General features: G+C 69.7%; 26 protein-coding genes and 1 riboswitch. Of the genes, 18 read left to right on the plus strand and 8 right to left on the minus strand.

Annotated features, from left to right (window positions below):
• Window positions 1-34: 34 nt before the first annotated feature.
• On the minus strand, window positions 35-1,279 hold the full coding sequence (locus AC1UKG_RS01755; RefSeq protein WP_482642107.1) for an aminotransferase class V-fold PLP-dependent enzyme: 1,245 nt from the start codon (window positions 1,277-1,279) through the stop codon (window positions 35-37).
• Between the two features lie 44 nt (window positions 1,280-1,323).
• Window positions 1,324-1,443, minus strand: a riboswitch (SAM riboswitch).
• A gap of 24 nt (window positions 1,444-1,467) precedes the next feature.
• Between AC1UKG_RS01755 and AC1UKG_RS01760 the strand changes: the two genes are divergently transcribed.
• A complete protein-coding gene (locus tag AC1UKG_RS01760; protein WP_029123718.1) occupies window positions 1,468-3,093 on the plus strand; it encodes a PrsW family intramembrane metalloprotease in 1,626 nt (541 codons plus the stop codon).
• 47 nt (window positions 3,094-3,140) lie between these two features.
• Here AC1UKG_RS01760 and AC1UKG_RS01765 read toward each other — a convergent pair whose 3' ends face one another.
• Both AC1UKG_RS01765 and AC1UKG_RS01770 read right to left on the minus strand, forming a co-directional pair.
• A complete protein-coding gene (locus AC1UKG_RS01765; protein WP_018218073.1) occupies window positions 3,141-3,308 on the minus strand; it encodes a hypothetical protein in 168 nt (55 codons plus the stop codon).
• An 86-nt stretch (window positions 3,309-3,394) separates the two neighbouring features.
• Complete coding sequence (locus tag AC1UKG_RS01770; protein ID WP_018221608.1) at window positions 3,395-3,733, minus strand: GroES family chaperonin; 339 nt, start codon at window positions 3,731-3,733, stop codon at window positions 3,395-3,397.
• A gap of 177 nt (window positions 3,734-3,910) precedes the next feature.
• Between AC1UKG_RS01770 and AC1UKG_RS01775 the strand changes: the two genes are divergently transcribed.
• On the plus strand, window positions 3,911-5,182 hold the full coding sequence (locus tag AC1UKG_RS01775; protein WP_018814670.1) for an AI-2E family transporter: 1,272 nt from the start codon (window positions 3,911-3,913) through the stop codon (window positions 5,180-5,182).
• 101 nt (window positions 5,183-5,283) lie between these two features.
• On the opposite strand, the gene AC1UKG_RS01780 is transcribed toward AC1UKG_RS01775, so the two are convergent.
• On the minus strand, window positions 5,284-7,335 hold the full coding sequence (locus AC1UKG_RS01780; RefSeq protein WP_482641954.1) for an ATP-dependent DNA helicase: 2,052 nt from the start codon (window positions 7,333-7,335) through the stop codon (window positions 5,284-5,286).
• A gap of 137 nt (window positions 7,336-7,472) precedes the next feature.
• On the opposite strand from AC1UKG_RS01780, the gene AC1UKG_RS01785 reads away from it, so the two are divergent.
• From AC1UKG_RS01785 to AC1UKG_RS01830, 10 genes are all read left to right on the plus strand, one after another.
• Window positions 7,473-7,979, plus strand: a complete 507-nt coding sequence (locus AC1UKG_RS01785; RefSeq protein WP_018744893.1) for a DUF402 domain-containing protein — start codon at window positions 7,473-7,475, stop codon at window positions 7,977-7,979.
• Window positions 7,980-8,646: 667 nt separating this feature from the next.
• Window positions 8,647-9,273 carry a DUF47 domain-containing protein gene (locus AC1UKG_RS01790; RefSeq protein WP_018218078.1) on the plus strand — a complete coding sequence of 209 codons (627 nt, stop codon included), beginning with the start codon at window positions 8,647-8,649 and terminating at the stop codon, window positions 9,271-9,273.
• Window positions 9,274-9,276: 3 nt separating this feature from the next.
• A complete protein-coding gene (locus AC1UKG_RS01795) occupies window positions 9,277-10,281 on the plus strand; it encodes an inorganic phosphate transporter (protein WP_018744894.1) in 1,005 nt (334 codons plus the stop codon).
• Window positions 10,282-10,333: 52 nt separating this feature from the next.
• Entirely contained in the window at window positions 10,334-11,188 is an 855-nt protein-coding gene (locus tag AC1UKG_RS01800) for an NUDIX hydrolase (RefSeq protein WP_482641953.1), read from the plus strand.
• A 162-nt stretch (window positions 11,189-11,350) separates the two neighbouring features.
• On the plus strand, window positions 11,351-11,995 hold the full coding sequence (gene phoU, locus AC1UKG_RS01805; RefSeq protein WP_018744896.1) for a phosphate signaling complex protein PhoU: 645 nt from the start codon (window positions 11,351-11,353) through the stop codon (window positions 11,993-11,995).
• 251 nt (window positions 11,996-12,246) lie between these two features.
• Window positions 12,247-13,203 carry a PstS family phosphate ABC transporter substrate-binding protein gene (locus tag AC1UKG_RS01810; protein ID WP_018744898.1) on the plus strand — a complete coding sequence of 319 codons (957 nt, stop codon included), beginning with the start codon at window positions 12,247-12,249 and terminating at the stop codon, window positions 13,201-13,203.
• Between the two features lies 1 nt (window position 13,204).
• Window positions 13,205-14,152, plus strand: coding sequence for a phosphate ABC transporter permease subunit PstC (gene pstC / locus AC1UKG_RS01815; protein ID WP_482641952.1), 948 nt, complete (start codon window positions 13,205-13,207; stop codon window positions 14,150-14,152).
• Window positions 14,149-15,066, plus strand: a complete 918-nt coding sequence (gene pstA / locus AC1UKG_RS01820) for a phosphate ABC transporter permease PstA (protein WP_018744899.1) — start codon at window positions 14,149-14,151, stop codon at window positions 15,064-15,066. Before pstC ends, pstA begins: the two co-directional genes overlap by 4 nt.
• 61 nt (window positions 15,067-15,127) lie before the next feature.
• Complete coding sequence (pstB, locus tag AC1UKG_RS01825; protein WP_026325403.1) at window positions 15,128-15,994, plus strand: phosphate ABC transporter ATP-binding protein PstB; 867 nt, start codon at window positions 15,128-15,130, stop codon at window positions 15,992-15,994.
• 17 nt (window positions 15,995-16,011) lie between these two features.
• Window positions 16,012-16,752 carry a response regulator transcription factor gene (locus tag AC1UKG_RS01830; protein WP_018814667.1) on the plus strand — a complete coding sequence of 247 codons (741 nt, stop codon included), beginning with the start codon at window positions 16,012-16,014 and terminating at the stop codon, window positions 16,750-16,752.
• Here AC1UKG_RS01830 and mshD read toward each other — a convergent pair.
• The 3 genes from mshD to AC1UKG_RS01845 form a co-directional block, all read right to left on the minus strand.
• On the minus strand, window positions 16,737-17,660 hold the full coding sequence (mshD, locus tag AC1UKG_RS01835; protein ID WP_018814666.1) for a mycothiol synthase: 924 nt from the start codon (window positions 17,658-17,660) through the stop codon (window positions 16,737-16,739). The genes AC1UKG_RS01830 and mshD overlap by 16 nt on opposite strands.
• Window positions 17,661-17,685: 25 nt before the next feature.
• Complete coding sequence (locus AC1UKG_RS01840) at window positions 17,686-18,549, minus strand: polysaccharide deacetylase family protein (RefSeq protein WP_482641956.1); 864 nt, start codon at window positions 18,547-18,549, stop codon at window positions 17,686-17,688.
• 122 nt (window positions 18,550-18,671) lie between these two features.
• Window positions 18,672-19,391, minus strand: coding sequence for a response regulator transcription factor (locus AC1UKG_RS01845; RefSeq protein ID WP_018744904.1), 720 nt, complete (start codon window positions 19,389-19,391; stop codon window positions 18,672-18,674).
• Between the two features lie 242 nt (window positions 19,392-19,633).
• Between AC1UKG_RS01845 and AC1UKG_RS01850 the strand changes: the two genes are divergently transcribed.
• The 5 genes from AC1UKG_RS01850 (at window position 19,634) to AC1UKG_RS01870 (ending at window position 23,149) form a co-directional block, all read left to right on the plus strand.
• On the plus strand, window positions 19,634-20,665 hold the full coding sequence (locus tag AC1UKG_RS01850; protein WP_475890352.1) for a hypothetical protein: 1,032 nt from the start codon (window positions 19,634-19,636) through the stop codon (window positions 20,663-20,665).
• A 155-nt stretch (window positions 20,666-20,820) separates the two neighbouring features.
• Window positions 20,821-21,612, plus strand: a complete 792-nt coding sequence (locus tag AC1UKG_RS01855) for an LmeA family phospholipid-binding protein (protein ID WP_482641951.1) — start codon at window positions 20,821-20,823, stop codon at window positions 21,610-21,612.
• Window positions 21,613-21,630: 18 nt separating this feature from the next.
• The gene (locus AC1UKG_RS01860; protein WP_018744907.1) at window positions 21,631-21,786 is read left to right on the plus strand and encodes an Ms5788A family Cys-rich leader peptide; all 156 of its coding nucleotides are present in this window, start codon (window positions 21,631-21,633) and stop codon (window positions 21,784-21,786) included.
• A 182-nt stretch (window positions 21,787-21,968) separates the two neighbouring features.
• The gene (locus AC1UKG_RS01865) at window positions 21,969-22,817 is read left to right on the plus strand and encodes a sulfurtransferase (RefSeq protein ID WP_018730291.1); all 849 of its coding nucleotides are present in this window, start codon (window positions 21,969-21,971) and stop codon (window positions 22,815-22,817) included.
• Window positions 22,814-23,149: a DUF1416 domain-containing protein gene (locus AC1UKG_RS01870; protein WP_018730290.1), complete on the plus strand. Its 336-nt coding sequence runs from the start codon at window positions 22,814-22,816 to the stop codon at window positions 23,147-23,149. The genes AC1UKG_RS01865 and AC1UKG_RS01870 overlap by 4 nt, the downstream gene beginning before the upstream one ends.
• A gap of 165 nt (window positions 23,150-23,314) precedes the next feature.
• Here the strand turns inward: AC1UKG_RS01870 and AC1UKG_RS01875 are convergent, their stop codons facing one another.
• A complete protein-coding gene (locus AC1UKG_RS01875; RefSeq protein WP_482641950.1) occupies window positions 23,315-23,764 on the minus strand; it encodes a DivIVA domain-containing protein in 450 nt (149 codons plus the stop codon).
• A gap of 193 nt (window positions 23,765-23,957) precedes the next feature.
• Between AC1UKG_RS01875 and AC1UKG_RS01880 the strand changes: the two genes are divergently transcribed.
• Window positions 23,958-24,197, plus strand: coding sequence for a winged helix-turn-helix domain-containing protein (locus tag AC1UKG_RS01880; RefSeq protein WP_018254638.1), 240 nt, complete (start codon window positions 23,958-23,960; stop codon window positions 24,195-24,197).
• The last annotated feature ends 66 nt before the right edge of the window (window positions 24,198-24,263 follow it).

Genomic DNA, 24,263 nt, shown 5'->3' on the forward strand with positions numbered 1-24,263 from the left:
CGGCCGTCCCGGCGAGCCGCCGCGAAACCGCGGGTCAATCGAGCGCGGCGAGTGCCGCCAGCAGGTGATCCACGTGCTCCTCGGTGCTACCCAGCCCGATACTCGCCCGCAGTGCGGTCGCCGGCAGGTCCCGCCGACCGCTGCGGGCGGACGCCTCGGTAAGTAGCCGCCGGGCGAAGGGGTGGGCGCAGAACAGCCCGTCGCGCACCCCGATCCGGTGCTCTCGGGCCAGGTGGGCGGCGACCTCGGCCGAGTCCCGGCCGGCCAGCACGAACGAGACGATCCCCACCCGCGGTACGGCCGGCCCGAAGGCGTGCAGCTCAACCGCGTCCGGCAACGCGGCGATCCCCGCCCGCAGCCGGTCCAGCAGCCGCTGCTCGGCGTCGTGCAGCGCCGCCCGGTCGGCGCTGGCGAGGGCGTCACACACTGCGGCGAGCGCTACCGCGCCGACCAGGTTCGGCGTGCCGCCCTCGTGTCGCCCCGGCCCGGCCACCCATTGCACGTCGTGGGTCGCGACGCCGACGTGGCTGGTCGCGCCACCGCCGGCCAGGTACGGCGGGGCCGCGTCCAGCCAGTCGGCCCGCCCGATGAGCACTCCCGCGCCGAACGGCGCGTACAGCTTGTGACCGGAGACGGCCAGATAGTCCAGATCGAGGGCGCGGACGTCAACGGGGGCATGCGGGGCGAGCTGCGCCGCGTCCACCGCGATTCGGGCCCGGTGCCGCCGGGCCACCTGCGCCAGCTCGGCCACGGGCCACCGCTCGCCGGTCACATTGCTCGCGCCGGTCACCGCGACCAGCACCGGCGGCTCGCGGCCGGGGCCGCGGCGCAGCTCGCCGAGGGCGGCATCGAGCGCACGCACCGCACCGGCGGGGTGCTCTGGCATCGGCAGCCGGACCGGCCCGCGCGGCCAGGGGAGCAGGTTGGCGTGGTGCTCGCTGCCGAATGTCACCACCGTGGTGCCGGTGGGTAGCGCGCGGGCCAGCAGGTTGAGCGCGTCCGTCGTGTTCCGGGTGAAGACGACGTGGTCGTCGGGGCGGGCGCCGAAGAAGTCGCCGACCGTCTGCCGGGCCCGCTCGTAGGCCAGGGTGCAGTGCTGCGACAGGGCCCCGGCGCCCCGGTGCACACTCGCGTGCCAGGGCAGCAGCGCCGTCACGGCGTCCGCCGCGGCCTGCGCGCACGGGGCGCTGGCCGCGTAGTCCAGGTTGATCTGACCGGGGACGCCGAGTACGTCGAGTGGGCCGGCGGCGGTCGGCGACGGGGCGAGGGCGCAGGTCATCAGGGTGGCTTCTCCAGGGTCAGGGACCCCGGGCGGGTGGACGGGGTCCGCGCTTGCCCGACGCGCGCCGCGCCCGGCCCGGTCATCACCCGGGGCACCCCACCGCGAACCTCGACGAGGGTTGCCGGCCAGCAAGCCGGGGCTTGTCGCTGGCGCTCGTGACCTGCTCTGCAGTCTAGCGGGCAGCGGTGTGGCCGGCCGGCCGGGTCGGTGGTGACTACGCTGACGGAATGGCCGACACCCCACCCGGCGCGCCCCCGCCGCCGCCGATCACCGCCGCACCGACGGCCGCTCCGCAGATGCCGTCCCGCCGCCGAAACTGGCTCAGCTACCTCGTCCTGGCCGGGGTGATCCTGCTGATCGCGGCCTGCGCCGTGTTCATGCTCTGGAGGCTTGGCGAGAGCCTTGGTACGGATGCGCTGCTGATCGGTGTGATCGCGGCGGTGCTGCCGGTCCCGGTACTGGTCGCCTGCTTCCTCTGGCTCGACCGGTATGAGCCGGAGCCGTTGCGGTACCTGGTCTTCTGCTTCGCCTGGGGCGCTTTCGTGTCCACCGCGGTGTCGCTGGTGGTCAACACCTTCGCTGCGGGCCGGTTCGAGGCGGCGGGTCTGTCGACCGCGCTCACGGCGGTGTTGGTCGCGCCCTTCATCGAGGAGCTGACCAAGGCGCTGGGGCCGATCCTGCTGCTGATCTTCCGGCGGCGGGAGATCTCCGGAATCACCGATGCCCTGGTCTACTGCGGGCTCTCCGCGATCGGTTTCGCGATGGTGGAGAACATCCTCTATCTCGGCGGGCTCGGATATCGGACGGGGGTGGAGGAGTACGGCCCGGCGACCGGCACGCTCCAGGTAATTTTGATCTTCATCCTCCGGATCCTGCTCTTCGGCTTCGCCCACCCGCTGTTCACCTCGATGACCGGGATAGGCCTGGGCATCGCCGCCCGTAGCGCCGACCGGCGGGTGCGGGTGCTGGCCCCCGCGGCCGGCCTGCTCCTGGCGATGATGTTGCACGGAGCCTGGAACCTGCTGCCGACGTTGACCCAGGCCACCGGGGAGCTGTTGATTCAGCTCTACGGCCTCATCGGCGTCATGGTGCCGATCTTCTTCGGCATGGTGGGGCTGGCGGTCTGGCTGCGCTCCTGGGAAGGGCGGCTCACTGAGCGGATCCTGCCCGACTACGTCCGCTCCGGTTGGCTCACCCCGCCGGAGGTGGCGACGTTGAGCAGTCTCGGCCGGCGGCACGCCGCCCGGGTGTGGGCCAAGCGGGTCGGTGGCGACCAGGGGCGGAGGGCGATGCGTGGCTACCAGTTCGCCGCCACCCGGCTCGCCCTGCTGCGGGACGGGGTGCGTCGTGGGTTGGACGACCGTCCGGCGCAGCGGGAGCGGGCCGTGGCCGAGGAGCGGCATCTGCTGGAGTTGATCAGCGGCTACCGGGCGTTCTTCGTCGGCCGGGATCCGCGCGCCCCCGCCGGGGTGTGGGACGGGCACCGTTACCATCTGCGGTTCCCGGATGGCTCGCAGCGCGCGGTAGCGGCGCCGGAGGAGCCGGTGGTACCGATCCCGGTCGTGCTTGCGCCGCCCGCTCCACCCGGTGGTTACCCCGTTCCGCCCGGCCATTCGGTACCACCCGGCTACCCCGTTCCACCCGGCTACCCCGTTCCACCGGGCTACCCCGTTCCACCGGGCTACCCTGCTCCGTCCGGCCATTCGGTGCCGCCGGGCTACCCTGCTCCGCCCGGCTACCCGGTGCCACCCGGCTATCCGCCACCGCCCGCCGCTGGGCCGCCCGCCTCGGGGCCCCCCGGCCAGCACTGAGCGGGTCCTGCCTGACGCCCACCGGGGCGTCAGGCAGGACCGGACGGTCAGGTCATCAGGCTGGTGAGGAAGTCGCCGAGGCCCTGTGCCAACGCCATCAGCACGCCCCCGATCGCTTTGACCATCTCCGCCGCCCCATCGGGCCGGAACGCCATAAAGTAGATCAGGAACGCGATGAAGCCCCAGAACAGCAACTTCTTGAGCAGTACCGGCATCGTCCCTCCCCAGGGCACCTGGTGCGGCTAACTTCCCGGGAGGGAGCGGAGCAAACAGCTACCGGCGGGGGCCGGTGGTCTCGGGGCTACAGGTAGAGGCCGGTGGAGTCCGGTTCGACACGTTCGGCGGCGACGGCGTGTACATCCCGCTCGCGCAGCAGCACGTATCCGCGGCCGTGTAGCTCAACCTCGGAGCGGTCGTCCGGATCGAACAGCACCCGGTCGCCGGAGACGATGGAACGGACGTTCGGCCCCACCGCCACTGCGGCTGCCCAGGCCAACCGCTTGCCGACGGCGGCTGTCGCCGGAATCACGATGCCGGCGGTGGAGCGGCGCTCACCTTCACTGCCCTCCATACGGACCAGCACCCGATCGTGCAGCAGCCGGATCGGCAGGCCGGAGTCGAGATTCTCGTCGTTGGTCACGAGGCCAGACGCTACCGTGTCCCGTTCCGCCGCCCGGCCGTGGTTCCCCGGCGGTGGCCGCGGGCATCCGCTGACAGATCAACCCCACGGGTGGTGGTAAACGGCGTATCCTGTCCGACCTACCGGGGGAGCGGATCGCGTTGACGCCAGGAGGTGCGCTTGAGTCGTTTCGAGCGGATGCGTGGAGGGCTTCGGCGCGCGTACGAGTCGTACCGAATCCGGCGGCGATCGGCGGGCCTGCGCGCCGGGACTCCCGGAACCACCGTGCCGGCTGAACCGAGCCCGGCACCAGCCCCGCCACCACCGCCGGTCAGCGGCGTGGAGGCATCCCCGCCGCTGCACAGCTCGACGACCAGCCGGGACGACGCGGATGTGCCGCACGCGCTCCGGATCGGGGCCGCCTGGTCCTGGCGCCTGCTCGCGATCGGGATCGTCGCCTGGGCCCTGCTGCGGATCGTGGGTCAGATCCGGATCGTGATCATTCCGCTGGCGATCGCGCTGCTGCTGTCGGCGCTGCTGGCCCCGGCCGTTGGCTGGCTGCTCCGGGTCCGGTTCCCGCGGTCGCTGGCGACCGCCGTGGTGCTGGTGGGTGGGCTGGCTGCAGTGATCGGCACGCTGACCCTGGTGGTCAATGAGTTTATCCAGGGCGTGCCGGAGCTGAGCGCGAAGTCGTCCCAGGGCGTACGCCAAATCCAGAACTGGTTGAGAACCGGCCCCCTGGAGCTCGACGACCGGCAGCTGAACAACTACATCAACGAGGCCGAGAAGTGGCTCAACGAGAATACGGCTGGGTTGACCAGCGGAGCGCTCTCCACTGCGGCCACCCTGGCCGAGGTGTTGACGGGCACGATCCTGGTGCTCTTCGCGACCTTCTTCTTCCTGCGTGACGGCAGCCGGATCTGGCGCTTTATGGTTCGGCTGGTGCCGGTCAACGCCCGCTGGAAGATCGACGACGCCGGCCGGGCCTCCTGGCAGACACTCGGCGCCTACGTACGGGCCACCGTGCTGGTGGCCTTCATCGACGCGCTCGGCATCGGCATCTTCCTGGTGATTTTCGACATCCCGTTCGCATTCCCGCTCGCCGCCCTGATCTTCCTCGCCTCGTTCATTCCGATCATTGGTGCGACGTTGTCCGGTGGCGTCGCGGTGCTCGTCGCCCTGGTGGACAGCGGACCGATCACCGCGTTGATCATCTTGGGTGTGGTGATCGGTGTGCAGCAGCTTGAGGGGCACGTGCTCCAACCAATGATCATGGGGCGGGCGGTGGCCATCCACCCGCTCGCCGTAATCGTTGGTATCGCCGCCGGCGTGGTACTCGCCGGGATCACCGGGGCGCTGATCGCGGTGCCGTTGATCGCGGTGCTCAACACAGCCGTACGTCGCCTCGCCGCCCGTACCGTTCCGGAGACCCCGTCGGACGCGGTCGTCGTCGCGAGCAGGGCTCCCTGACCTGTCCGCGGCTGTCGGCGTCGTCAGCGGTCCCTCGCCGGTCGGCGCCGGCCGGTGTCACAGGGCGCGTTGACCCGCCCGCCAGCGTGGGGGCGTACCGGTCACGCCTTGGCGAGGCGCTCGAGGGCGCCGCGGGCCACGTCGCGGCGGGTCGTGTACCAAAACGGCGGAAGCGACCGGCGGAGGAAGGGGCCGTACCCCCGGGCGGTCTCCAGCCGGGAGTCGAGCACCGCGACCACCCCTCGGTCGCCGGTGGCCCGGATCAGCCGGCCTACGCCCTGGGCCAGCCGGACGGCCGCGATCGGCACGCTGACCGCGGCGAACCCCGATCCCCCGTCGGCATCAACGGCGGCGGCACGGGCAGCGGCGAGCGGCTCATCCGGTCGTGGGAAGGGCAGTCGGTCCACGACCACCAGCTGACAGGCGTCGCCCGGCACATCCACCCCCTGCCAGAGCGACATCACCCCGAACAGGCAGCTCGCCTGTTCTTCGCGGAATCGGCGGACCAGCAGCGGCAGTGCCTGCTCGCCTTGAAGCAGCACGGGCAGGTCGGTGCGTTCCCGGAGCAGCTCCGCCGCCTGCTGCGCGGCCCGCCGGGACGAGAAGAGCCCGAGCGTTCGTCCGCCGAGCGCCTCGACCAGTTCGAGAAGCTCCGCACCGGCCGCCTCGGGCAGGCCGGAGGCGCTGGGTCGGGGCAGGTGCGCGGCGACGTAGAGGATCCCCTGCCGGGCGTAGTCGAACGGAGAGCCGACGTCGAGTGACTGCCAGTCCGGGCCGGAGGTGACGGGGGCCTCGGTCGTGGCAGCCGGAACCTCCAGGCCCAGACCGCGGGCAACGGTGTCGAAGCGGCCCCCCAGGGTCAGGGTGGCTGAGGTGGCGACGACGGTGCGTTCCTCGTAAAGGTGGGTGGCGAGGGTGCCGGCCACCGAGAGCGGGGCGACCACGAGCGCCCGCCGCCCGATGGTGTCGTTGCGCTCCACCCAGGCCACGTCGTGGTCGGCTTCCTCCAGCAGTCGCTGCGCGGTCCCGGACAGCTCGTCGAGCACCGCCTTGGCCTGCTGTTTGCGGACCGGGTCCGGGTCGTCGGCCTTGACCTCACCGATCGCGTCGAGCGCCGCGCGGGTCGCGGCGTCGAGCAGCGTGCAGGCTTCCCGCAGCGGGGTCGGCAGCCCGGTGGTGAGCCGACCGGCGGGGGCCTCGGCGAGCCCGACGGCCAGGGCGTCACCCGCCGCGGTGAGTGCCTCGGCTGTCTCCGGGCGGAGTAGTGGGCGGGCCTGACGGGTGGACCGGTCGATTGACTCCGGCACCAGCTCCGCCTGCGCGGCGGAGGAGACCCGATCGGCCAGCTCGTGCGCCTCGTCCACGATGAGCAGCTGGTGTGGCGGAACGATGTGTCGCCCGGCGAGCATGTCCACCGCGAGCAGACTGTGGTTGGTCACCACGACATCGGCCTCACGGGCGCGGGCTCGGGAGGCGTCGGCGAAACACTCGGCGCCGAACGGGCAACGGGCGGTACCGACACATTCGCGTGCCGGCATGGACACCAGGCGCCAGGCCTGCTCGTCAACGCCGGGATCAAGCTCGTCCCGGTCGCCGGTGTCAGTCTTCTCCGCCCAGTCGCGGAGCCGCTGGACCTGTCGGCCGAGGCGCCCAGCCTCGCCGAGCCAGGTCGTGCCGCCCGGCTTCGGCGTATCGAAGAGGGTGTCGCCCGGCTCCGCCTCGGTGGCGTTGTCGAGCCGGGCGAGGCAGAGGTAGTGGTGCCGCCCCTTGAGCACCGCGAAGGTGGGCCGCCGACCGAGCAGCGGCTCCACCGCGTCGGCCAGCCGGGGGAGGTCGTGGTCCACCAGTTGGGACTGGAGCGCGAGGGTGGCGGTGGAGACCACCACCGGGCCGTCAACGGTGAGCGCGGGCGCCAGGTACGCCAGGGACTTGCCGGTGCCGGTGCCGGCCTGCACCAGCAGGTGCTCGCGGGCGGTTACGGCTGCCTCAATCGCCGTTGTCATCTCCTGCTGGCCCGGACGTGCGGCGCCTCCGGGGACCGCGTTGACCGCCGCAGCGAGCAGGTCGGCTCCGGTCACCCCACCGCCGGAGCGCCGGCTGCCGGTTCGGAACTTCGGGCTGGCGGAATCGGTGGCGGTGCGGGGCGGGGTCACCGTGCGACGGTACCGGTCGGCGCCGACAGCTGGCTCTCGGCCGGCGGCGCGGCGTCGTCACGGTCTGGCAACTGACCGGTCGCGTCCGGTTATCTCCCTGCTACGTCGGATCCACCGAATCGGCTAGGGTGCCAGTCATGCCGAGCGACGTGGTCCGCGTGATCTACCGCAAGTACGACGGCAGCGCCCACCGCGACTATCCGGCTCGCCGGCTCGCCGAGGACGACCTCGGCATCTGGCTCGGCGTGCCGGTCGGCACCCCCTCGGTCTACCACGGCCGCCCCTCCGTCGAGCAGATCCCGTTCGTGCTCCTGGTGCCGCATCACGCGTGGTGGACCGGCATGTTCAACCCGCCGCCGCGGACCAGCGAGGTCTATTGCGACATCGCCAGTCCAGCCCGCTGGGAGAACGACGACACCGTGCACCTCTTCGACCTTGATCTTGACGTGGTGCGGCGGCGTGGGTCCGGTCTGGTGGAGCTGCTGGACGAGGATGAGTTCGCCGAGCACCGCAAGCGGTTCGGCTACCCGGACGACGTGGTTTCCGAAGCGCACGCCGCAGCCCACTGGCTGTTCGCCGCGTTGGGCGATGGCACCGAGCCGTTCGCTACGTCGTACCGAAAGTGGCTGGCCCTGGTCGTCTGAACGGGCTGACCCGGAGCGTGGCTCCTGCGCGGTTGAGGGGATGGTTCGGTGGGCTGAGGCCGGGTCGCGAACCAGTTGACGCTCCGTAGCCGGTCCGAAAGTTCATCGGGGCCGGCCGGTGTCGTAGACACCCCACCGGGATGCGCCACATGTGTCCGCTGTCCGGGTTTCGGCCCCCGGCGAGGTGGCCGCCCGGCCCGGACCGGAATCGGTGTGAGGTATATCGCGGCCCTTTCGTGAGTGCAGCTCGACAGCGTGCGTAACCCGCAGGTTCATGCTCTCGAGGGTGGCCGCTGCGTCACTGAGGATGGCATGGCGTCGCCGAGGGTGGTCATTTCGTCACCGAGGGGTGGTCGTGGGAGTTGCCGGGGGCGACTGCGGGATGGCCGCGTGGTTACGCAGGGTCGCCACGGGCCGTAGTGGGTCGCGGTGGGGCCGTGGGGCATGTTCGGTATCGGATGTGTGGGGTATCCGCTTGCCGGCGCGCTACCCCGAGCCGGAACGGAGGCCCAGAACCGATAAAGGTGAACAGACAGTTAACCGAACATGAACGAAAGTAAGCTAGTGGTGGGCCGGTTCATTCGGCGTTTCGGCGGCACCTAGCATTCCCACTCGGGTCACCGCGCGAGGTGGCCGCCACCCCCACCGACACGACGAGGTCCGTCCTGTGAAGTTTTCCTTCCGCCCGAACGAGGGTGCCTTCTACGAGCTCTTCACCAGGGCCGCGCAGAACTTGGTGCGGGGCACCGAACTCCTCAACGAGCTGGCCCTGCCCGGCGTTGTGGTGCAGTCGGTCAGCGAGCGGCTCACCGAGGTGGAGCACGACAGCGATCAGATCACCCACGAGCTGTACAAGAAGATCAACTCTACCTTCATCACGCCGTTTGACCGGGAGGACATCTACCGGCTCGGCTCACTGCTCGACGACGTCATGGACCACCTGGAGGCGGTCGGAAACCTCCTCTACCTGTACGGCCTGACCGAGCTGCCGTCGCTGCCCCGGGAGATGCACGAACTGGTCAACGTCCTGGACCAGCAGGCGAGGCTGACCGCTGAGGCGATGCCCCGACTGAGGTCGATGCGGGACCTCGAGGACTACTGGATCGAGTGCAACCGGCTCGAGAACGACGGCGACCAGGCGTACCGGATGCTGCTGGTCCGGCTCTTCTCTGGCGAGTACGACGCGTTGACCGTGTTGAAGATGAAGGAGGTCGCCGACGAGCTTGAGGCTGCCTGCGACGCCTTCGAGCACGTGGCGAACACAGTCGAGACAATCGCGGTCAAGGAGTCCTGATCCGTGACCCCTGAACTCGTCGCCGTGTTGGCGGTGATCGCAGTTGCGTTGGTCTTCGACTACACGAACGGATTCCACGACGCGGCCAACGCGATCGCGACCAGCATCTCCACCCGAGCGCTGACCCCCCGGGTCGCCCTGGCCATGGCGGCGGTCGGCAACTTCATCGGTGCCCACTTCGGTGCGGAGGTCGCCAAGACCGTCGGTAGCGGCCTGGTGGAGTTGCCCACCGGCACGGCCAGCCTGGCGATCGTCTTCGCCGGTGTGGTCGGTGCCATCGTCTGGAACCTCATCACCTGGTACTTCGGCCTGCCGTCGTCCTCGTCGCACGCCCTGATCGGGGGCTTGGTCGGCTCCACGGTGGCGGCGTCCGGCGCGGTGCTGTGGAGCGGCATCGGCCAGAAGGTCATCATTCCGATGATCCTGTCGCCGATGGTCGGTCTCCTGCTCGGTTACATCGTGATGGTCGCGGTGCAGTGGATCTTCCGGCGGGGGCACCCGGGCAAGCTCAACCGGGGCTTCCGTTGGGCCCAGAGCGCCTCGGCCGCGGCCATGTCGGTCGGCCACGGCATGCAGGACGCGGCGAAGACGATCGGTATCGTGGTGCTCGCCCTCTTCGTGGGTGGTTTCCAGGGCAGTCCGACGCACATCCCGGAGTGGGCCTTCTGGACCTCCGCCGCGGTGCTCGCCGCCGGCACGTACGCCGGTGGATGGCGGATCATCCGGACCCTGGGCCGGAAGATCATCGACCTGCGGCCGCCGGAGGGCTTCGCCGCCGAGACCGTGGCCAGCTCGGTGCTCTACTTCAACGCGCTGGTGCTGGGCGCGCCGATCTCCACCACCCACACGATCACCTCGGCGATCATGGGTGTCGGCGCCACCAAGCGGCTCTCCGCTGTGCGTTGGGGGGTCGCCGGCAACATCGTGGGCGCCTGGATTCTCACCTTCCCGGCGGCCGGCGGCATCGGTGCCCTGACGTACTTCCTGGTTCGTCCGTTGTTCAGCTGAGGTGCGGGCAGGGGCACTGGGCGTTCCGCCGGTCGGGATCTAGGCTCGCTCCATGACTAGCGACGGCGATGGTTTCCCTGCCCCATCGGCGCTGGTGGAGCACGCCCGCCGGTTCCGCGAGCAGGGGGGCGTCCCGGCGGTACCCCGGGTGGCGGCCACCGTACTGCTACTCCGGCCCGCCGCCCCCTCGTCCGCTGCCCCGCCGTCCGCCGGCCGGGACGGCTTCGAGGCGTACCTGATCCGTCGGGTCGCGGCGATGGCCTTCGGCGGTGTGTACGCCTTCCCTGGTGGCGGCGTGGACCCATCGGATTCGACGGCCCATGTTGACTGGGCCGGGCCGACCCCGGATCAGTGGGGAACCCGGTTGGGGTTGGCTCCGGCGGCGGCGCAGGCGGTCGTCTGCGCCGCCGCGCGGGAGGTGTTCGAGGAGGCCGGGGTCCTGCTCGCCGGCCCCGACGCCGACACGGTCGTCGGTGATGTGGCCGGCGGTGACTGGGAGGCGGCCCGGGTAGCCCTGGAACGGCGGGAGGTGGGCTTCGCTGACCTGCTTGCCCAGCGAGGCCTTACCCTCCGCTCGGATCTGCTGCTGCCATGGAGCCGGTGGATCACACCCGAGTTCGAGCCGCGTCGGTTCGACACGTACTTCTTCGTCGCCCGGCTACCGGTGGGGCAGCGTACTCGGGATGTCTCCGGTGAGGCGGACCGCACACTCTGGATCTCCCCGGCCGACGCCTGCGCCGCCGGGGAGCTGACCATGCTTCCGCCCACCCTGGTCACCCTCGGGCAGGTGGCAGCCTGCCAGGACCTGGCCGGTGTCATCGCCGCCGCGGCGAACCGCGATTCGGCGAGTCCGGTGATGCCTCGGCTGGAGGACTCCGGCGCCGGGCCCCGGTTTCTGCTGCGCTGACCGGCCGGTCAGGCTTCCGTCCCAGCGCCGGTGCTGGATTCGGCTGATTCGGGCCGCAGCCGGTAGGTTGCTGTCTATGCGATGTGGCTGACTCGTGGTTCGCCAAGGCGTACCCGCCCTCGGGACGACGGCGGAGCCGCGAGGCGAGCAGGTGGAGGCGCGATGGTCCGGAGCGGCTACGACGAGCAGCTTGATCGGTTGACTGGCGCCTTGGTGGTGATGAGCCGGGAGGCCGTGGGGGCGATCCGGGGTGCGGGTACCGCGCTGCTGGACGTGGACCGGGAAGCAGCCGAGCAGGTCGTTCGGAACGACGCGGTCCTCGATCAGCTTCGCTGGGACATTGAGGCGGCCGTTCCGGAGCTGCTCGCCCGGCAGCAGCCGGTCGCCTCGGACCTGCGCCTGGTGCTCTGCGCCATCCGGATCGCGGCCGACCTCGAGCGGATGGGCGACCTCGCTGTCCACATTGCCAAAGTCGTGCAGATGCGGTATCCGGTCATGGTTGTCCCTCCGCCGGCGGCAGCCGTGGTGACGGAGATGGCCGAAGCGGCGGCACGGCTCGCGGAGAAGGCCTCGACCGTGCTCGCCACCCGCGATCCGCTGACCGCCATGCAGATCGGGCTCGACGACGACGAGGTCGACACCGCCCAGTCGCGCCTGCTGTCGCTCCTGTTGGCCAGCTGGCAGTACGGGGTGGAGAGCGCCATCGACCTCGCCCTGGTCGGCCGCTACTACGAGCGGTACGCCGACCATGCGGTCAACGTGGCGCGTCAGGTTGTCTACCTGGTCACCGGCACGATTCGGCTCTAGACCGGTCGCGTCAACGCCGGCCGCGCAGACCCGGGCGGGCGCGCGACGGAACCCGGAGGTCGGGGCTGCGATCAGGACATCTGGGGAGCTGGTGGCCGGAAAGTCACAAAGCTGATGTTCATGGCCACGATTTTCGTCGTGGAGTTCACTTTTCGTTCACTTAGCGCCGGTCGCGCGGCTACCTGGGCCTTCTACCTTGACTTCTCGTACGGCCCGGACGGGCTGGCACACCCCGATAGAGAGGCTTTCTGGTGAACCGCAACGTGCTTTCGCGGCGCGTCCTCGCCGGCACCGCGCTCGCCGCGCTCGCGCTTACCGGCTGCAGCAGCAACAACGAGGGCGCCGATGGTGGCGAAAAGCTTTCGGGTGAGGTCAAGGTCAACGGCTCCAGCACCGTCGCTCCGCTGAGCGAGGCCGCGGCCACCTTCTACCGCGAGGTCCAGAGCGGCGTCAACGTCTCCGTCGGCACCTCCGGCACCGGCGGCGGCTTCGAGCGGTTCTGCAAGGGGGAGACCGACATCTCTGACGCCTCCCGTCCGATCAAGGAGTCGGAGATCGAGGCCTGCGAGGCGGCCGGGATCCAGTACAAGGAGCTGGTCGTCGCCAACGACGCCCTCACGGTGGTCGTCAGTAAGGACAACGACTGGGCCGACTGCCTCACGGTTGACCAGCTCAAGGCGATCTGGGAGCCGAACTCCACGGTCGCCAACTGGAACCAGGTCGACCCCAGCTTCCCGGACGAGCCGCTGAAGCTCTTCGGCCCGGGCACCGACTCCGGCACCTTCGACTACTTCACCGACGAGATCAATGGTGAGGAGGGTGCCAGCCGCACCGACTACACCGCGTCGGAGAACGACAACGTCGTGGTGCAGGGCGTCGCCGGCACCAAGGGCGGCCTGGGCTACTTCGGCTTCACCTACTTCGAGGAGAACGCGGACAAGCTCAAGGCGCTCAAGGTCGACGGTGGCTCCGGCTGCGTCGCGCCGAGTCTGAAGACCGCGCAGGAGAACACCTACCAGCCGCTCTCCCGGCCGCTGTTCATCTACGTCAGCGACGCCGGTGTCAAGAAGGAGCAGGTCGCGGACTTCGTCAACTTCTACATCGAGGAGATCGACGACATCGTCCTGGAGGCGAAGTACGTCCCGCTCACCGAGGAGCAGAAGAGCACCCTCCAGGCTGAGTTCGACGCCCTGAAGGCTGCGGCCTGACGTGTCCACCAGTACCTCGAACGCCGGTTCCGCCGCAGGCAGCGCCCTGCGGCGGGGCCGGCGTCGCCCCGTTGACAGCACCGTCAAGGTCCTGCTCGTCGCTGCCGCGTTGGTCTCGGTCGCCACCACGATCGGGATCGTCATCGCGCTGGTGCAGCCGACGATTGGGTTCTTCCAACAGGTCAGCGTCATTGAGTTCATCACCGGCACGAGCTGGACGCCGACCTTCGCGCAGAAGGCCTACGGTGTCCTGCCCCTCGTCGCCGCCACGCTGACGGTCACCGGCGTCGCGCTGACCATCGCCGTTCCGCTCGGCCTGGGCTCGGCGATCTACCTCTCGGAGTACGCCAACCCGCGTACCCGCAAGGTACTCAAGCCGATCATCGAACTGCTCGCTGGTGTGCCGACGGTCGTGTACGGCTTCGTCGCGCTCTTCGCACTCAACCCGCTGCTGCAGAAGTGGTGGCCGACCGACGACGGACCGGCCTTCCAGAACCTGCTCATCGCGGGTATCGCGATGGGCATCATGATCGTGCCGACCATCGCCAGCATCTCCGAGGACTCGATGGCCGCCGTTCCGCGCAGCCTGCGCGAGGGCGCGTACGCGCTGGCCTCCACGAAGATGCAGGTGTCCACCCGGGTGGTGGTGCCGGCGGCGATGTCCGGCATCGTCGCCGCGGTTGTCCTGGGGATCTCCCGTGCGGTGGGAGAAACCATGATCGTTACGATCGCGGGTGGCCTCACCTCTGACCGGATCGTCCTCAATCCGCTGGAGGGGGCGGCGACCATGACCGCCTTCATCGCCAACATCTCCTCGGGCGACATTCCGGTCGGGTCGCTCGACTACGACTCGGTCTTCGCCGTCGGTGCGCTGCTGTTCCTCATCACCTTCGCGCTGAACGCGGTGTCGATCCGGATGGTCCGTCGTTTCCGGGAGGTCTACGAGTGAGCACCCCCACCACCACCGAGACCCGACCGGATTCGTCCGCGTCGGGTAATGCGCTGACCCAGCGCCGTAGCCGGCCGGGTGAGGTCGCGTTCCGGCTGGCGATGCAGGCCTGCCTGCTGATCGCCTTCGGCGTACTCGCCGCCCTGCTGGCCTGGGTGCTCGTCAAGGGCTGGAACCGGCTGGACTCCCGGCTGTGGACCGAGATGCCCACCGGTCTGGCGAGTCGGCTGGACAGCGCAGGCGTGCAGTCCGCGCTGGTCGGCACGCTTTGGATCATCTCGCTGGTCGCGTTGATCTGCCTGCCGATCGGCGTCCTGTCCGCGATCTACCTGGAGGAGTACGCGGACAACACTCGCTGGTACAACCGGCTGCTGGAACTCAACATCCAGAACCTCGCCGGCGTGCCATCGATCATTTTCGGTATTCTCGGCCTGGGGATCATCGCCCGGGCGCTCGGCCTTGGGTTCACGGTCATCACCGCGGCGATCGTGTTGTCGCTGCTGGTCCTGCCGGTGGTCATCATCGCCACCCGGGAGGCCATCCGGGCGGTGCCGCAGTCGATCCGGCATGCCTCCTACGCCCTCGGTGCGACCAAGTGGCAGACCGTGTCCCGGCAGGTGCTGCCGTCGGCGGTTCCGGGGATCGCCACCGGGTCGATCCTGGCTCTGTCCCGTGCGATCGGGGAGGCCGCCCCGCTGATCGTCCTCGGTGCGGTCACCTTCATCACCTTCAACCCGGATGGGCTGGACAGCGGGTACACCGCGCTGCCGATCCAGATCTACACCTTCATCACCCGCTCGCAGTCGGAGTACACGGAGCTCGCTGCCGGTGCCATCGTCCTGCTGCTGGCGATTGTGCTCGCGATGAACTCGATCGCGATTTTCGTTCGTAACCGGTTCGAGAAGCGCTGGTGAGTAGTCCGATGACGGATCACCGGCTCCACCGTCCCACCCACCCCATCCCGAGGTGAGCACCGTGAACCCCACCGACACCACCAACCGGCCCAGCGTCAGCATTGCCGGCGTTGGCGCCCAATCGACCGGAACCGCCAAGCCCGACGCGGCGGACCCGGTGATGGAGCTCTCCGGAGTCAGCGTCTTCTACGGCGCCTACGAGGCCGTACGCGACACGTCGATGCCGATTCAGGAGAAGCAGATCACGGCGATGATCGGCCCGTCTGGGTGTGGCAAGTCGACCATCCTGCGGTCGTTGAACCGGATGAACGACCTCATCCCCGGAGCTCGCGTCTCCGGGGCGGTGACGTACCACGGCCAGGACCTGTACGCCAAGGACGTTGACCCGATCGAGGTCCGGCGCCGCATCGGCATGGTCTTCCAGAAGCCGAACCCGTTCCCCAAGTCGATCTACGACAATGTGGCCTACGGGCCGCGGGTCACTGGCATGAAGGTCTCCAGCATGGATGACCTGGTGGAGAAGGCGCTGCGCGACGCCGCCCTCTGGGACGAGGTCAAGGACAAGCTCAAGACCAGTGGTCTGGCCCTCTCCGGCGGTCAGCAGCAGCGGCTCTGCATCGCCCGGACGATCGCCGTCCGGCCCGAGATCATCCTCATGGACGAGCCCTGCTCGGCGCTCGACCCGATCGCCACGGCGAAGATCGAGGACCTGATGTCGGAGCTGTCGAATGACTACACGATCGTCATCGTCACCCACAACATGCAGCAGGCGGCCCGGGTCAGCCACTACACCGCCTTCTTCACCGCCGAGGTGGACGAGCGGCAGGAGCGGCACGGTCGGCTGGTCGAGTTCAGCCAGACAGGCAAGCTCTTCACCAACCCAGCGGACAAGCGCACGGAAGACTACATCACCGGCCGCTTCGGCTGAGCCCGCGGCCGGTGTCGATGAATAACGTCGTCGAGAACACCAGGGGTGGCTACCGAGCGGAGGGGCGCTTTCTACTGTTTGTGGTGGATGACGACAAGGTTGCCGGCCCAGAGTTGGTGACGGAGTTATCCACTCTCCGGGTGCATGGGCGATACTTCCCGCACGCCGCCGAGGCGCTGCTGGCCGCTGGCGCCCTGCAACCGGACGCGGCGGTCGTGTCGGCTGGGCTCACCACCATGGCCAGCACCGAGTTGGTCCGGCTGTTGGTCGGGCAGGCCGGCATCCCCACCCTGGTCGGGGTGGGAGATGACGACGGGTCAGTGGTCGTCGGGGCGCTTCGGGCGGGTGCCACTGCCTGCGTCCGACGGCCGTACCGGATGGACGAGGTGGTGCCGATCCTGCGGGGGATCCGGCCGGAGACCGCCGGCAGCCTGGATCCCCCGATTGAGCTGGGCGGTCTCCGGATGGAACCGGCCACCTACGAGGTGACGCTCCACGGTCGGCCGATGTCGCTGCCGTTGAAGGAGTTCCGGCTTCTGTACTTCTTCATGACGCACGCGGACCGGACGGTCAGCCGGGAGCAGCTGCTGTCGGCGGTGTGGGGCGGTTCGACCGGGGAGAGCTCGAACACCCTCACGGTGCACATCAAGCGGCTTCGCAAGCGACTGGAGGCGGAGGGGGAGCGGCAGCCGCTCATCATCACGGTGCGGGGGCTTGGCTACCGTTTCACCCCACCTGAGCATCAGCCCAACTGGTAGTTGACGTGCGCCGACCAGCGGGCGAAGCCAAGTCGCTCGTAGAGCGCCACTGCCGCGGTGTTGGACTCGTCCACGTAGAGCATCACCCGGTCCAGGCCCCGCTGGTCCCGGAGGTACACCAGGCCAGCCGCGGTGAGTGCTTTGCCGAGTCCACCACCGTGGGCGGTCGGGTCAACACCCACCACGTACACCTCCCCGATGCGGGCGGAGCCGGGCCGTTCGTGGACCTTGGTCCAGTGGAAGCCGAGCAGCCGTCCCGCCGGGTCAACGGCGAGGAGGAAACCCGCCGCGTCGAACCACGGCTCGTCGCGGCGGGCCCGCAGGTCGGCGGTGCTCCAGCGGCCTTGTTCCGGGTGGTCGGCGAAGGCCTTGGCGTTGAGTGCCAGCCAGGCGTCGTCGTCGGCTCCGGGTCGGTACGCGCGCAGCGTCACCCCATCGGGTAGGGGTGGCTGTGGGATCGGGGCGGTGAGGGGCCGGCGGAGCTGCCAGAGCACCCGGGCGCGCCGGTAGTCCAGGTCCACGGCGAGCGCCGCGGCGGAGGGGTGGTCGCCGTGCGCCCAGGCGCGGAGTGGCCCGGTGACGGCCGCGCGTACGCCGCGGGCCAGGGCCCGTCCGGTTCCCCGACGGCGGTACGCGGGGTGGACCGCCAATTCCACCCCGGTGCCGGCGGCGGGGTCGGTGGTGTCCAGGTGCGCGTACCCGGTCAGGGTGCCGTCAGCGGTGCGGGCGGTGAGGTGGCAGGTCGGTGCGTGCGGGTCGCGGAGCCGGAGCAGGGTGTGCTCGTCGAAGGGGTCCGCGCCGTCGGCATCCCCCGCGGCTCGGGCGAGTGCCAACACATCGGTGATCTCCGTTGGGCTGAGCCGGTCGGTCCGGGACACCCGGTCGCTGGCGGGTTCGGTGCTGTTCATCCGGTCACGGTAGCCCGGGCGCCGGTCAGGTGATGCCGGGTGGCAGCGCGGTTACCAGGAACCGGGCGGTGAGCTCGGGCAGGATCTGGTTGAGGGCGTCCACGGTGTCCTGCCGGGGCCCACCCGCATCGTGCAGCAGCACGATCGAGCCGGGTTCGACGCCGTCGAGCACGGTCGTCGTGATGGGATCGGCTCCGGGGCTCTCCCAGTCCCGCGGGTCGATCGTCCAGTGCAGCGGGGTCATTCCCAGCTCCTCGGCGGTGGACACGACCGAGTAGGTCCAGGCGCCGCCGGGCTGGCGGTAGTACGCGATGGGGGCCCCGGGGACGGCGGTGTGGATCGCGTTGCTGGTCCGGGTCAGGTCTGCCCGGATCTCGTCCGGCGAGCGGGAGCCGAGGGCGATGTCGTGGTTCCAGGTGTGGTTGCACAGGGTGTGCCCGTCGGCCACGATCGCTTGGACCAGCTCCGGGTAGGCGCTGGCGTTCTCGCCGGTCACGCAGAAGGTGGCGGTGACCCCGTACGTCCGCAGGGACCTGAGGACCTGTGGGGTGTACTGGGGGTCTGGTCCGTCGTCGAAGGTCAGGGCCACGGCCGAGGTTTCGGTGGTGCGCCGGGTTCCTTCGTCGTAATAGTCGCTGCTCGGGGTCGGGTCTGGGGCGCTGTCACCGTCGCGCTCCCGCGGTGTCGTGGTGCTGCCGTCGGGTGTTGGTGCCCCCGACGGCGCGGGCTGGTCGGGTGAGTGTGGCGTGGTGGCGTTGCTGGTGATCGGGTCCCCGGTCGGCGCGATGCCGCGCCCGATCGCGAACGCGGAGCCGAGCAGCGCGATCACGACAGCGGCCGCGATGGCGAGGGAGCGGGTGGCGGGGTTGAGTTGCCTCAACCCGCCCATCCGGGTGGGATCGCCGCCTTTCGTCTGCACCGTATGTACCCCCGTACTTACCGGTAAGCGGTCCTAGAACATGAGAATAGTCCCGATTATGGGTAATAATCGGGCAAATAATTAATAGCGGATCAGACGGAGATCGGGGTGGGCTCCGACTCCGGTAGCGCCCGGGCGGGCGGAACAACGAACTTGTAGCCGACCTGGCGGACGGTGCCGATCATCGACTCGTATTCGGAGCCGAGCTTGGCGCGCAGCCGTCGGACGTGCACGTCCACGGTGCGGGTCCCGCCGAAGTAGTCGTAGCCCCACACCTCGCGCAGTAGCTGGTCCCGGGTGAAGACCCGCCCCGGATGCTGCGCCAGGAACTTGAGCAGTTCGAACTCCTTGTATGTCAGGTCGAGGGGGCGGCCCTTCAGCTTCGCGGCGTAGGTGTCCGGATCGATGGTCAACTCGCCGGCCCGGATCGAACTGTCGGCCCCCGCGGTCGCGTCCGTCAATCGGCCGATTACTAAGCGTAACCGGGCCTCGACCTCAGCGGGGCCGGCTGAGGCGAGGATTACATCGTCAACGCCCCAGTCGGCGTTGAGTGCGATCAGCCCGGCTTCGGTGACGACCGCGAGCAGGGGTGCGTTAAGCCCGGTGGCGTGCAGCATCCGGCAGGTGTCCCGGGCCTCGCTCAGCTCGGAGCGGGCGTCGATCACGACCACGTCCGGGCTGGGGCCGGCGACCAGCGTGCGTACGTCGCGTGGGGCGGTGCGGACCGAGTGGGGTAGTAAGTCGAGCGCTGGCAGCACAGCGGATGGTTCACCTGCGCGTGCCGTCACCAGAAGCAGGATCTCCACGATCACCTCCGTCCCGGCGGCGCGGTGGCCGCGCGTGACCAGCGCACGCTCCGCACTGAGGGCGCTGGGGTATTGCGTGGTCCCGGCGTCACTGACGGGCGGGTAAACAGGTTGAGCCTAACCGATCGCCCTGCGTCAACCTGCAACGCAAATCCGTTTTGTCTGTTACGCCCATGACTGGGGGGTAGGTTTTAACGTCACCGAAACCATGCCGCCCGCAGTGCCATGCGGTCTGGCACGATCGGTGGGTGCTTCCCTCCAGCAGGCCCGAGACCAGCCGTGAGCCCTGGCCCGAACAGCCGTCCAGCGGTCCGCCCGCACCGCGGGCCGGGGGCGACGATGGGCGGTCGGACCGCGGTGGCCCACGCCGAGCCCGGCGGGACGGGGAGTCAGGCCGTCGGCCCGCGGGTGACCCCGGCGACGGCCATGACCAGGACGTGGAGGAAGCCCCGCCGGTCGAGGTGCGCCGAACACTCGCGCTGGCCGTCGCCGGCTTCGCGGCGCTGCTCGCGATGGGGCTGGTGCTGGCGGCGCAGACCAGCGGCCCCGGCCACCGGCTACCTTTCACCGCCGTCATCTTCGGTGTCCAGGCGCTCTCGGTGCTGACCTGGACGATGGCGTTTCGCCCACCGGCGCTGATGACGGTGGCCGGGGTGGGTGCCGTCGCCGCGATCGCCGCCGACACCGTCGCCGTCCGCAGTGATCCGGCCCGGCTGATGCCGCTGGTGCAGGTCCTGCTGGTCGGCCTGGTTGTTGCGGTCGTGGGGCAGTTCGTCCGGCGGGTGGACCGGGCGCAGGTCCTCGAATCGGTGCGCGGCACCGTGCTCATCGTCGCCGGGGCTGTCGCCTTCCCCACCATGATCGTGCTTACCCGGATCCCGATGGGCACCCAGGTCATCACCGTCTGCCTGGCCGCGGCCGGAGTCGCGCTCGCCGTAGCCCGGATCACCGACGCGTTCGTCGCCTGGCCCCGGTTGGCCCCCCAGGTGCCGCGGGGCGCGGCGGGTGTGGTCGGCGGCGCCATGATCGGCACCATGGTCAGTGCGCTCCTGGGCAGCTACCTCGTCACCCCGTTCACCCCGACCCGGGCCGCGATCATGGGACTGGTCGCGGCGGTCGTCGCCGTCCTGGCCGACCTCGCCGTCGGGTTCGCGGAGGCGGGTCGGGAAATGGCCGGCGAGCCGACACCCGGGTGGGCGATCCAGCACATCCAAGGTCCGCTCACCGGCCTCGCCCTCGCCGCGCCGGCCGCATACGTCCTGTGCAAGCTGGTTCTCTGAGCGGTCGGAGCGCCATTGCCCGGGTAACCTCGCCGCAGCAACGGCGGCGCCAGGGGGACGACGGCGGTGCCGGGAGGACGACGGCCGTGCCAGGAGAGCGAGCGGTGACCGGAGTGACGGCGGCGACAGGAGCGACAGTGGTGCCAGGAGGAGCTATGACGACCGAGGAGCGCCCGTACCAGGACGAACGCCCCCGGCGGCAGCGCGGGCGGCGGATCCTCGTCGTGCTCCTGGTCCTGCTTCTGGTCCTGGTCGGGCTGTTGGTGGTGGCCGACCGGGTGGCGGCGGGGGTGGCCGAACGCGCACTGACCGACCAGGTCCGCGAGGAACTCGCCAAGGAAGGCGTTCAGGCTGGGCCGCCCGAGGTCGAGATCGGCGGCTTCCCCTTCGTCACCCAGGTCCTCGACGGCCGGTACGAGCGCATCTCCATCGGGCTCAACGAGGTCCGGGGATCAGTCCAGGGCGACGTGCTGGCCCTGCCAACCCTCGACATCGACGCCTACGACGTGACCGCCTCGCTGGACACCCTTCGCTCCGGACGGGGCGGGGTGATCGCCGGGAGCGTCACCGGCACCGGCACCATCAGCTACGACAGCATCGCCGCCCGGCTCGACCGGGAGGGGCTGCAGTTGGGGGAGCGGGACGGTCAACTCGTGGTGACCGCTCCGGTGGAGCTCCTCGGGCAGCTGGTGCCGGTCAGCGGCACCGCCGACATCACGGTCGACCAGGGTCAGGTGTCGCTGCGGTTCACCGACCTGACCCCCGAGGGGGTGCCGAACGGGTCGCTGGTCCGGGCGCTCCTGAGTAGCTTCGCCGAGGGCATCTCCGTGGACGTGCCACTGCCGGTGCTCCCGTTCGACCTCACCGTCAGCGAGGTCCGGCCACTGCCCGAAGGGCTCCAGGTCACCGCGGAGGCGGCCGAGGTGCCGATCCACGCGGCCAGCTGAGTCGAGTACCCGTCCCGGATGGTGGTTGAGCCGTGGCCGGCGGCAACATCGCTGGTAGTCTCCCTGCCCATGGGGATGTTCCTCACCAAGCGGCGCGCGGTCGACCTGTGCCGTGTGGCCACCTGCCTGTGTTGCCCCGTCCGGTTGACGGCGGGGCTGTTCTCGGCCGCCTGACGCGGCCTCCCAGCGCCCAGGGTCTGCGCACCTGACTGGTGCCCCCTCCTGCGCCAACCAGCGGCGCCGTCGCACGAACCCGTGATCCGATCCGAGCCATGGGTCCCGCGCGTGGTGGACCACTGACACACCTTGACTTCCCGCGCGCTGGCTCGCCATCCATCCTCACCAGGAGTGATCTGATGAGTCGTGACACCGCACTCGTCTCGGCCGACTGGGCCGAGAAGAACCTCGAAACCCCGGGTGTCGTCTTCGTCGAGGTTGACGAGGACACCTCGGCCTACGACACCGGCCACCTGCCCGGCGCGATCAAGCTCGACTGGAGGACCGACCTTCAGGACCAGGTCCGCCGGGACTTTGTGAACAAGGACCAGTTCGCGGCGCTGCTCTCCGAGCGGGGCATCGCCAACGACGACACCGTCGTCCTCTATGGCGGCAACAACAACTGGTTCGCCGCGTACGCGTACTGGTACTTCGCGCTCTACGGCCACCGTGAGGTCCGGCTGCTCGACGGCGGTCGCAAGAAGTGGGAGCTGGACGCCCGCCCGCTGACCACCGAGGTGGTGTCCCGTCCGGCGACGCGGTACGTGGCGCAGGAGCCGGACCACACCATCCGGGCGTTCCGCGACGAGGTGGTCGCCGCCATCGGTACGAAGAACCTGGTCGACGTGCGCAGCCCGGACGAGTACGCGGGCCGCCTACTCGCCCCCGCCCACCTACCGCAGGAGCAGGCGCAGCGCGCGGGTCACGTGCCCACCGCGATCAGCGTGCCGTGGTCCAAGGCGGCCAATGAGGACGGCACCTTCAAGTCCGACCAGGAGCTACGCGAGATCTACGCCGCGGCCGGGCTGGACGACAGCCGGGAGACCATCGCCTACTGCCGGATCGGTGAGCGCTCCTCGCACACCTGGTTCGTGCTCCAGGAGCTGCTCGGCCACCAGAACGTGAAGAACTACGACGGCTCCTGGACCGAGTACGGCTCACTGGTCGGTGTGCCGGTGGCGCTCGGCGACGAGCCGGGGAAGGAGTGAACGTCGTGACTGCTTCGACCGCGGCCGGTTGCGCCGCCCCGGATCAGGCCGCCCCGCTGCCGGCCAGCCTCGACCTGGAGAAGGAGACCGTCATCACCGGTGTTGTCCGTGATGCTGCGGGTGAGCCGGTGACCGGTGCGTACGTCCGCCTGCTCGACTCCACCGACGAGTTCACCGCAGAGGTGGTCACCTCGCCGGCCGGGCAGTTCCGCTTCTTCGCGGCGCCGGGCACGTGGCGACTGCGTGCGCTGTCCCGGCACGGCAACGGCGACCTCGTCATCACCGCCAGCCGGGGCGTCAACGAGGCGATCGTCCCGGTCGTCGTCGACTGACACCACGCGCTGTCGGACTGCGGCCCGCTACCTCCGGTTGCGGGCCGCAGTTGTCCGGTCGCGTCGGGCGCGGCCGACGTTGGGCCAGCTCGGGCAGGAAGCCCAGGGAGCGGGCCAACGAGCGGGCGAGCAGGCGTGCACCGGCGAGGTCGTCGACGCGCAGGGTCAAATGGACGACGAAGCCCGGTCTCTCGTCGAGGCCGGTCGCGGTCCTGCCCGTACGCCCGGGGTGGTCCGGGACTGCCAGTCGCGCAGCGCCCGCTTGATCCGGATGTTCTCGTCCCGGGTGCTCCTCAGCTCGGTCTGCAGCGCGGACAGGTCCGCGGCGACCCGATAGCGGAAGAGTTCCACCTCGGAGGCGTCGAGTCCCCGCCGGACCTGTGGGAACTGCCGGTGGCGTACCTGATCGGGGGTCAACGGCCAGCGCGTCGCCGACCGGTGGTGCCCGCCCGCGTTGCCGACGAACGACCGGTGGCGGTCCGCATCGCTGTCGGCGCCGGTGGAACGGCCTACGTTCGCACCGATCAGCGAGCCGGTGCGAGTAGCGGGGTGGCTCGGGGCAGGACGTCCTCGCCAGTGACGGAAACGTCGGAACGGGTTACGCACGTCAACCACCTCTCCGGACCGGACGGGCCGGGGTGAGCCGTGCCCAGCCCACCCCGACCGGGGGATCGGCCCTACTCGTTGCCACGCGAGGAGGACCTGTCGCTCAACTTATACAAGGAAGCCAAGGTAGGCAAGGAACATCTTGAACTTGTCGTCCTTGTCTTTCTCGTGATCGAATTGGAGGTGCCACGCGAGGAGTGACATGCCAGCGACACCGGACTACATCCGGATCTCCGATGAGATCATTGATGACATCAGGTCGGGCCGATACAAAGCGGGGGACAAGCTGCCCTCAATCGCTCAGCTTTGCGAGCGGTACCACGTAAGCCCGTCCACGATCCAGCTCGTCAACGTGCGACTGGAGGCGCTGGAGGTGATCAACCGTCACCAGGGCAAGGGCGTCTTCGTGACCGATCCGAAGACATGGCTCCGTAAACCCTGAGTCACCGGCCTTCCCGGCCTTGGGGTGAGGCGCTCGCCTGTCCGTCACCAGCCTCCAGCTCCGTAG

The sequence above is a fragment of the Salinispora sp. CH2A1_6 genome, from assembly GCF_056820975.1.

What these genes read in the sequence shown, in the direction of transcription:
- AC1UKG_RS01840 (WP_482641956.1), bottom strand. Translation starts at nt 18,549, where the DNA reads ATGGGCGGGTTGAGGCAACTCAACCCCGCCACCCGCTCCCTCGCCATC.
- AC1UKG_RS01860 (WP_018744907.1), top strand. Translation starts at nt 21,631, where the DNA reads ATGGTGGTTGAGCCGTGGCCGGCGGCAACATCGCTGGTAGTCTCCCTG.
- mshD (WP_018814666.1), bottom strand. Translation starts at nt 17,660, where the DNA reads ATGAACAGCACCGAACCCGCCAGCGACCGGGTGTCCCGGACCGACCGG.
- AC1UKG_RS01755 (WP_482642107.1), bottom strand. Translation starts at nt 1,279, where the DNA reads ATGACCTGCGCCCTCGCCCCGTCGCCGACCGCCGCCGGCCCACTCGAC.
- AC1UKG_RS01775 (WP_018814670.1), top strand. Translation starts at nt 3,911, where the DNA reads ATGCGTGGAGGGCTTCGGCGCGCGTACGAGTCGTACCGAATCCGGCGG.
- phoU (WP_018744896.1), top strand. Translation starts at nt 11,351, where the DNA reads ATGGTCCGGAGCGGCTACGACGAGCAGCTTGATCGGTTGACTGGCGCC.
- AC1UKG_RS01855 (WP_482641951.1), top strand. Translation starts at nt 20,821, where the DNA reads ATGACGACCGAGGAGCGCCCGTACCAGGACGAACGCCCCCGGCGGCAG.
- AC1UKG_RS01785 (WP_018744893.1), top strand. Translation starts at nt 7,473, where the DNA reads ATGCCGAGCGACGTGGTCCGCGTGATCTACCGCAAGTACGACGGCAGC.
- AC1UKG_RS01765 (WP_018218073.1), bottom strand. Translation starts at nt 3,308, where the DNA reads ATGCCGGTACTGCTCAAGAAGTTGCTGTTCTGGGGCTTCATCGCGTTC.
- AC1UKG_RS01865 (WP_018730291.1), top strand. Translation starts at nt 21,969, where the DNA reads ATGAGTCGTGACACCGCACTCGTCTCGGCCGACTGGGCCGAGAAGAAC.
- AC1UKG_RS01800 (WP_482641953.1), top strand. Translation starts at nt 10,334, where the DNA reads ATGACTAGCGACGGCGATGGTTTCCCTGCCCCATCGGCGCTGGTGGAG.
- AC1UKG_RS01880 (WP_018254638.1), top strand. Translation starts at nt 23,958, where the DNA reads ATGCCAGCGACACCGGACTACATCCGGATCTCCGATGAGATCATTGAT.
- AC1UKG_RS01830 (WP_018814667.1), top strand. Translation starts at nt 16,012, where the DNA reads ATGAATAACGTCGTCGAGAACACCAGGGGTGGCTACCGAGCGGAGGGG.